Genomic DNA, 10,066 nt, shown 5'->3' with positions numbered 1-10,066 from the left:
GGCCGGTGGGCACCAGGTCTAGGGCCATGGGGAAACACTCCTGAATCCGCCCGGGGGAGGGCATGCGTGGGGGGCGCAAGGATACGGGAAAGGGCTGGAGCCCGCACTCAGGGGGCTCTGCGCGGCCCAGCCGCGCCGGACTAGGCAGCGGCGCGCCCAGCCGCCAGAATAGGGTTTCGCCCCCCGACGGAGCCCGTTCGATGGCCCATCAGTCCCTGCTCGACCCCAAGGCGCTGGAACTGCTGCGCATGCTCGACCGCGACCGGCCGGGTGCCTTCAGCGAATTCGTGCGCATGTTCGTGCACGAGGCTCCCGACCTGGTGCGCAAGATGGAACACGCCCAGGTGGCCGGCGACGCCGACGGCCTGGGCAAGGCCGCCCACTACCTGCGCTCGGCCGCCCTGGCCATGGGCGCCACCGACCTGGTGGCGGTCTGCCAGGAGCTTGAACACCTGGCCAACGACGAACTGATGGACGAAGCCACCAACGCCCGTTTCGTCGAACTGCGCCGCCGCACCCGCGATGCGCTGATCCTGCTTTTGCAGGAAGTCCCGCAGATCTGAGCTATTCGCTCAGATCTCCCACGATTCGCGCTGCGAATCGCGGGCCCCGGCTCACTCCTCCCGATCCCCGCGCCTTCGGCGCGCCCCCTTACCAAGGGGGCTCCCGGACCGGAACCACGCAAAGAAAAACCCCGGCCGGAGCCGGGGTTTTCAGTTTGCCGCCGGACCGACTTACAGCATCGGGATCATCAGCAGCGCAACGATGTTGATGATCTTGATCAGCGGGTTGATGGCCGGGCCGGCGGTGTCCTTGTACGGGTCGCCGACGGTGTCGCCGGTGACCGCGGCCTTGTGGGCTTCGCTGCCCTTGCCGCCGTGGTGGCCTTCTTCGATGTACTTCTTGGCGTTGTCCCAGGCGCCGCCGCCGGTGCACATCGAGATCGCCACGAACAGGCCGGTAACGATGGTGCCCATCAGCAGGCCACCCAGCGCATCGGCGCCAAGCACCACGCCGACGATGATCGGGATGAACAGCGGAAGCATCGAGGGCACGATCATTTCGCGGATCGCGGCCTTGGTCAGCAGGTCGACGGCCTTGTGGTATTCAGGCTTGCCGGTGCCTTCCATGATGCCCTTGATCTCGCGGAACTGGCGGCGCACTTCCTCGACTACCGCGCCCGCCGCGCGACCTACCGCCTGCATGGCCAGTGCGCCGAACAGGTAGGGGATCATGCCGCCGATCAGCAGGCCGATCACCACGTCCGGGTTGTCGATCGAGAAGTTCACCTCGGCACCCGATTCCTGCAGCTTGTGGGCGTAGTCGGCGAACAGCACCAGCGCGGCCAGGCCGGCCGAACCAATGGCGTAACCCTTGGTCACCGCTTTGGTGGTGTTGCCCACGGCGTCCAGGGCGTCGGTGGTGACGCGGATGTCCTTGTCCATGCCCGACATTTCGGCGATGCCGCCGGCGTTGTCGGTGATCGGGCCATAGGCGTCGAGCGCGACGATCATGCCGGCCATGGACAGCATCGACGTGGCGGCGATGGCGATGCCCATCAGGCCGGCGATCTCGTAGCAGCACCAGATGGCGGCTGCCACGGCCAGCACCGGCGCCGCGGTGGACTTCATCGACACGGCCAGGCCGGCGATGACGTTGGTGCCGTGGCCGGTTTCAGAGGCCTTGGCAACGTCCTGCACCGGCGCGTATTCGGTGGCGGTGTAGTACTCGGTGATCACCACCATCGCCGCGGTCAGGGCCAGGCCGATCAGGGCGCAGTAGAACAGCGGCATGCCCAGGGCCGAGGCGAACATGTTGTCGGTGACGAACCAGAAGCCGATCGCCGCCAGCACGCCCGACACGGCCAGGCCGCGGTAGAGCGCGTTCATGATCTTGCCGCCGTCCTTCACCTTCACGAAGAAGGTGCCGACGATCGATGCCAGGATCGACACCGCGCCCAGCACCATCGGGTACAGCACGCCGGCCCAGCCGTAGGTGGTGAAGGCAATGCCGGCGATCAGCATCGCAGCGATCACGGTCACCGCGTAGGTTTCGAACAGGTCGGCGGCCATGCCGGCGCAGTCGCCGACGTTGTCACCGACGTTGTCGGCGATGACGGCGGGGTTGCGCGGGTCGTCTTCCGGGATGCCGGCTTCGACCTTGCCCACCAGGTCGGCGCCGACGTCGGCGCCCTTGGTGAAGATGCCGCCGCCCAGGCGCGCGAAGATCGAGATCAGCGAGCTGCCGAAGGCCAGGCCGATCATCGGCTGCATGGCCGCCTGCACCGATTCGGCGGTCTGCACGCCCGAGCCGATCGTGTACCAGAAGTAGCCGGCGACGCCGAGCAGGCCCAGGCCGACCACCAGCATGCCGGTGATGGCGCCGCCCTTGAAACTGACGTTGAGCGCGGTATTGAGGCTGACCGTGGCTGCCTGCGCGGTACGCACGTTGGCGCGCACCGAGACGAACATGCCGATGAAGCCGGCCGCGCCCGACAGGATGGCGCCGATCGCGAAGCCTATGGCCGTCGGCCAGCCCAGGCCGGGCACGAAGGCGATGACCAGGAACAACACGACGCCGACGATGGCGATGGTGCGGTACTGGCGGCTCAGGTAGGCGCCGTCGCCTTCCTGGATGGCCGCGGCGATGCCCTGCATCTTTTCGTTGCCGGCAGGTTGGGCAACGATCCAGCGCGCCACGAAGATGCCGTAAAGAATGGCGACCGCCGCACAGGCGATCGCAAGGTGTAGTCCGTACTGCTCAAACATGCCAACCCTCCCCAGAGTCAAACAGCGAACAAACGTAAGCGGCCGACTGGCCGCCCCGCCCGAGTATGGCCGAAGGCAGGGGGTGAAGCCACAAGGCCCGCCGGGCGGGCCCGGGAGGGGCTAGCCGGCGGCGCCGGGGGCGGCCGGAGGCGTGTATTCGCAGGCCCCGATGCGTTTGCCCTCGAAGCGCATGTTCATCTCGACGGACTGGCCGCCGCTGGTGCCGACCATGTTCATCTTGCCGCGGTAGGCGTCGCCGCCCAGCTGTTCGAACTCACCCTTGGCGGTCAGCTGGGCATCGCCGGTGCAGACCAGGGTGTAGCGCGAAACGCTGCCTTCGACCTCGAAATCGGTGATCGAGCAGTTCTCGTCGTGCGGCACCATCTTTTCGCTGCTGTGGTCCCTGGGGCCGCAGACTTCCGTGGTCTGGTCCGGCATCTTGAACGGCAGGCCGACCATTTCGACCTGGGTGGTGACGCGGTAGAGACTGCCTTCCTGGGGTTGCGCCAGCGCGGTGCCGCCTGCGGACAGGCCCAGGGCGAAGGCGGAAAAGGCGAGGGTACGGAGCGTGATCATGCGGGTCCTCCAGTGACGGGGATCGGACCGCAGACGGGCAGTTTCGCCGCCACGGCACGTGCGACCACGCTAACGCAATCACGCTGCCCGTGCAGGAACGCGGCGATTGAACATCGTGAAGGGTTCACTTGCGCGCGGGGCAGCGCGCATCGGGGCCGGTGGATGGCGCCGTGGACAGCGAGAGATTGATCGCGGCCTGCGGATGCGCGGGTTCAAGGCGCAGCGCACATTCCCAGGCGGCGCGGGCGCCGGCGTCGTCGCCGGCCTGCTGGCGCGCCCAGCCCAGGTTCACCCAGGGCCGCGCCTTGGCCGGCGAGGCCATCACGGTGGCTTGCCAGAGCGCGGTTTCGCTGCGCCAGTCCTGGTTGCGGCGGTGCGTAACCAGGCCCGTGGCCACGGCAAGCGCCAGCAAAAGCACCTTGCCCAGCGGCCGCCATCCACGCCCGAGCAGCGGCACCGCGAACGCCATCGCCACGCCAGGCAGCGCCAGGTAGAGGTGACGGTCGTTGGCCAGGTCGAATCGCGGCACGAACGAATTTGTCGGCGCCATCTGCAGGGCGTACCAGGCCATGGCGAAACCCAGCCAGGGCCAGCGCCGGCGCGAGACGATGGCCACGACCACGGCCGCGGCGAACCAGGCCAGCATCAGCGCGCTGGCCAGGTCCAGGCCGGCCGGCACCCGCAGGTCGGGGTCGAGGTTGGTGCGCAGGCCAAGCAGGCTGTGACCGACCAGGTGCGCATGCGCGACGGTCTGCGCCAGCAGCTGTTCGCCGAAGCCGCGCGTGCCCAGGCTGAAGGCGAAGAAGCGGTCGTAGCCGGCCAATGTCACGGCGGCCAGCGCCGCCACCGCCAGCACTACCAGCTGCGGCCCCAGCCCGCGCAGCGCCTCGCGCGGCGGGCGGCCGCCATACCAGGCCAGCAGGAACAACGCCGCCGGCAGCGTGACCGCGGTTTCGCGCACGGCCAGGGCCAGCGCGAACAGCCCCGTGGCCAGGCCGCGCGAAAGCCAGCGGCGCCCGCTCGTTTCGCCGGCGACAAAACACCACATCGCCGCCAGGTAGAACAGCGCCATCAGCGACACCGAGCGGCCGCTGATGTAGGTCACCGCCTCCGTGGCTGCCGGGTGCAGCGCGAACAGCAGCGCCACCCACCAGGCGGCGGACGCGGGCAGCCGCGCCGGTGCCAGCCTGCGCTGCCACTGGCCGGCCACGGCCCAGGCGAGCAGGACGTTGCCCAGGTGCACCGCCAGGTTCACCGCATGGAAACCCCAGGCAGCCGGCGACGCCGCCCAGTTCAGTGCATAGGAAAGTTTCAGCAGCGGCCGGATGCCCGGCATCGATTGCCACCACGCGGCCAGTCCGTGCACCTGCGGGTTGTCGACGATGATGTTGTAGTCGTCGAACTGGAACGGGCCGGCCAGTGCCCCGCAATACACCCAGGCCACGGCCAGCAGCAGGCCCACTGCCCCCGCGGCCCGCGCCGTCAGGGACGGTGGTTTCATTCCGGCGGCGCGTTGCGACGGGCCTGGTCGAAGGCCAGTTCAAGCAGGCCCACGGTGTCCCACCAGCGGTCGGGCGCATGCAGCAGGATCGCCAGAACCTCGTGGCCATCCCGTTCGGCAAGGGCCACCAGGCAGCGGCCGGCGCCCGGCGTGAAGCCGGTCTTTAGGCCGATGGCGCCGGGGAACTGGCCCAGCAAGGCATTGGTGCTGCGCACGGAAAACCGGCGGCCGTCGAGCGAGGCGAAGGCGAAACTCTCCCGCCGGGCGTCTTCCATGATGCGCGGCCGTGCCATCACCGCGCGCGCCAGCAGGGCCAGGTCGCGGGCGCTGCTGCCCTGGCCCGGGGCGTCGTGGCCGCAGGCATTGGCGAAGCGGGTGGACACCATGCCGAGTTCGGCGGCGCGGGCATTCATGCGGGCGACAAACGTGTCGTCGTCGCCGCCGCCGTGCCAGTCGGCGAGCGCGCGGCAAACGTCATTCGCCGAACGCACCAGCATCGCGCTGAAAAGATCCGAGGCGAGGTAGGTTTCGCCGGCGCGCACGCCCAGGCGGGTGCCGGTGGCGGCGGATGCCGCGCGGCTGACGGTGACGGTGCCGGCCAGGTCGGCTTCTTCGTCCAGCACCAGCGCCGCCATCAGCTTGGCCAGGCTGGCCACCGGCATGGCCTGGTCGGCATTGCCGGCCCAGGCGGGCCGGCCGTCGATTTCCACCCAGTAGGCGCGGGCGATGTCGGGGTAGGCGTTCACCGGCGTGGCGCCGGCACCCGCGGGCACCAGCGCCAGCAGCGCCGCCATCAGCCAGCGACGCGGCACGGGATCAGCCGCCGATCAGGTCCTTGGCGGACTTGAGGCGGTCGCGCCAGGAGGGCTTCTTCTTTTCTTCTTCCCGGGACTCGTCGCCCTCGGCCGGCTGGCCGGCGGCGCCGGCGTTGCGCTGCTGCAGGGAGCCCGCGGCATAACGACTGCAGAAGCCGGCATAGGGCGAGGCGCGCAGTGCGGTGAAGTCGCGGCCGGCGCAGTGGCGCGCGGCGGCGGCCTGGGCCTGGGCCGGGCAGCTGCCGACCAGGAACTCGCCGTCCCTGGCCGGATCGGCGTTGTCGCAGGCGCGGGCCAGGTTGTCCGGGCAGAACTCGACGATGAAGGTGTAGTCGCGCGACTTCTCGGCCATCGGGCAGGTCTTGGCCAGGGCGGCCGGGCGGGTCACGCCGCAGGCGGCGAAGCCGTCCCAGAACGTCGGGGCGCCAGCGGGCATCTGCCGGGCGCCTTGGTCCGCGCCGCGGATGTAGGCCGGGGTCAGCGACTTCGCCAGCATGCTGTCGCAGTAACGCTTGCGGTAGTTGCCGCACATGGCTTCGGCGCCGGTGAAGTGCTCGTAGAGCATCGGGTCCGGCATCTGCAGCATTTCCTGGCAGGTCTTGGCGAGCATTGCCTTGCCCTGGGCTTCGGGCGATTCGGTGGCGTAGTCGCAGTCGCGGATTTTCTTGCCGTCGAAAGTCATGTTCATTTCCATGCTTTCGCCGCCGCTGTTGCCCACCATGTGCATCTTGCCGCGGTAGGCGTCGGGGCCGAGCTGTTCGAACTCGCCCTTGGCGGTCATGGCGTTTTCGCCCCGGCAGACCAGGGTGTAGCTGGACTTGTTGCCGACCACGCGGAAGTCGCTGACGGTGCAGTTCTCGTCGTGCGGCACCATCTTCTCGCTGGCCTGGTTCTTGGGTCCGCACACTTCGACGGTCTGCGAGGGCAGCTGGATCGGCATGCCGACCATTTCCATCTTGGTGGTGACGCGATACAGGTTGCCGGTGCCGGACTGGGCCAGGGCCGCGCCGGCGGCGAACAGGCCCAGGGCCAGGGCAGGAATGAGGAACAGGCGCTGCGGTTTCACGGGTGTCTCCGGACGAGGGTCGGGGCAAGGGGCGGAATTTTCAGGCTCGGCCCCTCGCCGCGGGAGTGCCGGTTGTCACCGTGCATTCCCGCTCCTCGGGTCCGGGTCAGGCGAAGGGAGGAAGCTTCTTCGCCACGGCCTGCAACTTGAGCCGAACGTATTTCGGCAGCCCGTCCGGCCCATACGGCGGCGGCGCCTCGCCCCTGACCAGGGGCGTCAGGTAGCGCCGGCAGGCGGCGGTGATGCCATAGCCCGAGGCGTCGATAAAACCCTTGGGCATGGTTTTTTCGTGGTTGGCGATGTCGGCCAGCGGCGCCGGCGCGATCTTCCAGCGGTAGGGTGTGTCCGACGTGCGCACGATCACCGGCATCACCCCGTTCATGCCCTTGAGGGCGAACTCCACGGCCTTCTTCCCGACCGCCTGGGCATGCGCCAGGTCGGTTTTCGAGGCCAGGTGCCGGGCCGAACGCTGCAGGTAGTCGGGCACGGTCCAGTGCACCTTCAGGCCCAGCCTGTCCTTGACCGTGGCGGCCAGCAGGGGGCCGACGCCGCCCAGCTGGCTGTGGCCGAAGGCGTCCTTGCCGGCGCCGGCGTCGGCGACGAAGCCGCCGCCGGCATGGCGCAGGCCTTCGGACACCACCACCACGCAGTAGCCCACGCGCTTGACCACGGCCTGCACGCGGCCCAGGAACTTCGCTTCGTCCCAGGCCACTTCCGGGAACAGGATGATGTGCGGTGCGTCATCCTTGCCCTGGCCGGCCAGGCCGGCGGCGGCGGCCAGCCAGCCGGCATGCCGGCCCATCACTTCGTAAACGAAGACCTTGGTGGAGGTGTCGGCCATGGCGGCGACGTCCAGCGAAGCTTCGGCCACGGAGACCGCCGTGTACTTGGCGGCGGAGCCAAAGCCCGGGCAGCAGTCGGTCACCACCAGGTCGTTGTCGACGGTCTTGGGCACGCCGATGCAGGTGAGCGGATAACCCGAGGATTCGGCCAGCTTCGAGAGCTTGAGCGCGGTGTCGGCGGAATCGTTGCCGCCGTTGTAGAGGAACCAGCGCACGTCGTGGGCCTTGATGACAGCCAGCAGGCGTTCGTACTTGGCCGCGTCTTCTTCGAGCGACTTGAGCTTGTAGCGGCAGCTGCCGAAGGCGCCGCCCGGGGTGTGGGCCAGCGCCCGGATGGACGCCGGTGATTCTTTCGAGGTGTCCACCAGGTCTTCGCGCAGCGCGCCGAGGATGCCGTTGCGGGCGGCGAGGACCTTGATCTTTTTCGCCCGCGCGGCCTCGATGACCGCACCGGCGGTGGCGTTGATGACGGCGGTGACGCCGCCGGATTGTGCGTAGAGAAGCGTGCCTTTGTTCATGGCGCGATTGTAGCCCAGCGGCGGCTGTCATCCGGGCGTCGCGGGGACGTCACGGCAATGAAACCCGGCTGCCGCAGTTTGTCGCCTTTCGCCCACAGGACGACCCCGCATGCCCATGCCCCGCCGCCACGGCTCCCGCCCCCGGTTCACCCTGCTCGCCAGCGCGATGAGCCTGGCCCTGCTGCCCTCGCTGGCCCTGGCGCAGGCCGCCGCCCCGGCGCCGGCCGAAGAGGAAAAGGCCGCCGAACCCGCGACCCTGGTGACGGTGGAAGTGCGTTCCCAGCTCGAGTCGCAGCTGCGTGCGCTGGACCTGCAGCGTGATTCGGATGCGATCATCGGCGTGGTCTCGTCCGACTCCCTGGGCGTTTACCCGGACAAGAACGTCGCCGAATCGCTGCAGCGCCTGCCCGGCATCAGCATCACCCGCGACCAGGGCGAGGGCCGCTTCGTGGTGGTGCGTGGCCTGGACGCCGCGCTCAACAGCGTGTCGGTGAATGGCATGCCGATCGGCACGCCCGAGGATTCGAGCCGACAGGCGACGCTGGACGTGATTCCCTCCGACTCCACCGAACGCCTGACCGTGATCAAGGCGCCGACGCCCGACATGAGCGGCGACGCCATCGGCGGCAGCATCGAAATCGAATCGGCTTCGGCCTTCGACCGCGACGGCCGCAGCCTGCGCGGGCGTATCGAGGCCAGCTACCCGCAGCTCAGCGGCGACCTCAACAGCAAGCTGGCCTTCAACTACAGCGAAGTCTTCGGCAACGGCGACTTCGGCGTGGCCTTCGGCGTCAACCGCTCCGAGCGCGACTTCGAATCGGACAACGTCGAGGTCGAATACGACTTCAACGACAACCTCGGCGACGACCTGCTGATCCCGGTCGAGCTGCAGTACCGCAAGTACTTCATCAACCGCGAACGCACCGGCATGAACCTCAACCTCGACTGGCACCCCGAAGGTGGCGGTCGGTATTACCTGCGCACGCTCTACAGCGACTTCACCGATGCCGAGTCCCGCCAGCGCAGCATCTACGTGTTCGACGACGGCGAACTGACCGGCGCCAGCGGCGAAACCCGCGAATTCAGCGACATCCCGCCCGACGCGCTGCGCCGCCGCCTGCGTTTCCGCACCAAGGAACAAAGCACCCTGGCGATCAGCGCCGGCGGCGAGAACCGCTTCGACGCCGCGAAGATCGATTACCTCGTCGGTTACACCGATACCCGCGAGCGGGTGCCCGACGAAGTGGAATCGCGCTTTGAATACGACGGCGTCGGCGACCTGTCGGCGATCGTGGACATGTCCAGCCCGGTGCCGACCTTCTCGCTGACCGACCCGGGCGGCAACGGCGCCTGGCTGGACAACGACAACTACGTGTTCGACCGCCTGGTGGTCGCCCCCAAGTTCGTCGATGACGAAGAAACCCAGGCCAAGTTCAACCTCGAGTTCGGCTCCGGCGCCGTGACCTGGAAGGCCGGTGTCTCGGGCCGCTGGCGCAGCCGTTCGGCCGACGTGGATGAAGCCGAACTGCGCATCACCCCGGACCTGAGCCTGGGCGCGTGGACCAGCGCTTCGCCCGGGCACCGCTTCGGCGACCTGGGCGACGGCATCAGCACGCGTGAAATGCTGGAGTACCTGCGGGCCAACGCCGGCGAGTTCGGCGAGCGTCCCCGGGACGTGGCCGAAAACCTGATCCTGTCCCTGGCCGAGGATTACAGCGCCGACGAAGACATCCTGGCCGCCTACGCCATGGGCACCTTCGACTTCGACGCCCTGCGGGTGATCGCCGGCGCGCGCTTCGAGCGCACCGACTTCGACGCGGTCGGCAACGTGGTGGAGCTCGACGACAACGGCGACCTGGTCCTGCCGGTGACCTCGCGCGCGGTGTCGGCCAGCTACAACAACATCCTGCCGGGCCTGCACCTGCGCTACGACGGCAACAACGACTGGGTCTTCCGCGGCGCCTGGACCAATACCATCGC

At 68.7% G+C, this 10,066-nt stretch carries 8 protein-coding genes; 2 read left to right on the top strand and 6 right to left on the bottom strand.

The window, feature by feature from the left end; genetic code table 11:
* The first annotated feature begins 200 nt into the window (after window positions 1-200).
* Window positions 201-563 carry an Hpt domain-containing protein gene (locus AACZ35_RS09115; protein ID WP_339828359.1) on the top strand — a complete coding sequence of 121 codons (363 nt, stop codon included), beginning with the start codon at window positions 201-203 and terminating at the stop codon, window positions 561-563.
* 171 nt (window positions 564-734) lie between these two features.
* Here AACZ35_RS09115 and AACZ35_RS09110 read toward each other — a convergent pair whose 3' ends face one another.
* The 6 genes from AACZ35_RS09110 to AACZ35_RS09085 all read right to left on the bottom strand — a co-directional run bounded on the left by AACZ35_RS09110 (window position 735) and on the right by AACZ35_RS09085 (window position 8,086).
* A complete protein-coding gene (locus tag AACZ35_RS09110; RefSeq protein ID WP_339828358.1) occupies window positions 735-2,768 on the bottom strand; it encodes a sodium-translocating pyrophosphatase in 2,034 nt (677 codons plus the stop codon).
* 120 nt (window positions 2,769-2,888) lie between these two features.
* On the bottom strand, window positions 2,889-3,344 hold the full coding sequence (locus AACZ35_RS09105; protein ID WP_339828357.1) for a DUF3617 family protein: 456 nt from the start codon (window positions 3,342-3,344) through the stop codon (window positions 2,889-2,891).
* A gap of 124 nt (window positions 3,345-3,468) precedes the next feature.
* Complete coding sequence (locus tag AACZ35_RS09100) at window positions 3,469-4,845, bottom strand: hypothetical protein (protein ID WP_339828356.1); 1,377 nt, start codon at window positions 4,843-4,845, stop codon at window positions 3,469-3,471.
* Window positions 4,842-5,657, bottom strand: coding sequence for a serine hydrolase (locus AACZ35_RS09095; RefSeq protein WP_339828355.1), 816 nt, complete (start codon window positions 5,655-5,657; stop codon window positions 4,842-4,844). Before AACZ35_RS09095 ends, AACZ35_RS09100 begins: the two co-directional genes overlap by 4 nt.
* Window positions 5,658-5,661: 4 nt before the next feature.
* Window positions 5,662-6,726 carry a DUF3617 family protein gene (locus tag AACZ35_RS09090; protein WP_339828354.1) on the bottom strand — a complete coding sequence of 355 codons (1,065 nt, stop codon included), beginning with the start codon at window positions 6,724-6,726 and terminating at the stop codon, window positions 5,662-5,664.
* A gap of 106 nt (window positions 6,727-6,832) precedes the next feature.
* Window positions 6,833-8,086 (bottom strand): 6-phosphofructokinase, encoded by a 1,254-nt coding sequence (locus AACZ35_RS09085; RefSeq protein ID WP_339828353.1) that lies wholly within the window; start codon window positions 8,084-8,086, stop codon window positions 6,833-6,835.
* A gap of 109 nt (window positions 8,087-8,195) precedes the next feature.
* Here AACZ35_RS09085 and AACZ35_RS09080 point away from each other — a divergent pair.
* On the top strand, window positions 8,196-10,066 hold a 1,871-nt coding region (locus AACZ35_RS09080), incomplete at its 3' end, for a TonB-dependent receptor (RefSeq protein ID WP_339828352.1).

Source organism: uncultured Arenimonas sp., assembly GCF_963976025.1.
Classification (GTDB): domain Bacteria; phylum Pseudomonadota; class Gammaproteobacteria; order Xanthomonadales; family Xanthomonadaceae; genus Arenimonas.
Note: the sequence above shows the minus strand (reverse complement) of the source record. Positions and strands in the feature narration are given on the sequence as shown.

Bases quoted from the DNA above. Each gene is read 5' to 3' on its own strand.
- AACZ35_RS09115 (WP_339828359.1), top strand. From the start codon at position 201: ATGGCCCATCAGTCCCTGCTCGACCCCAAGGCGCTGGAACTGCTGCGC.
- AACZ35_RS09110 (WP_339828358.1), bottom strand. From the start codon at position 2,768: ATGTTTGAGCAGTACGGACTACACCTTGCGATCGCCTGTGCGGCGGTC.
- AACZ35_RS09105 (WP_339828357.1), bottom strand. From the start codon at position 3,344: ATGATCACGCTCCGTACCCTCGCCTTTTCCGCCTTCGCCCTGGGCCTG.
- AACZ35_RS09100 (WP_339828356.1), bottom strand. From the start codon at position 4,845: ATGAAACCACCGTCCCTGACGGCGCGGGCCGCGGGGGCAGTGGGCCTG.
- AACZ35_RS09085 (WP_339828353.1), bottom strand. From the start codon at position 8,086: ATGAACAAAGGCACGCTTCTCTACGCACAATCCGGCGGCGTCACCGCC.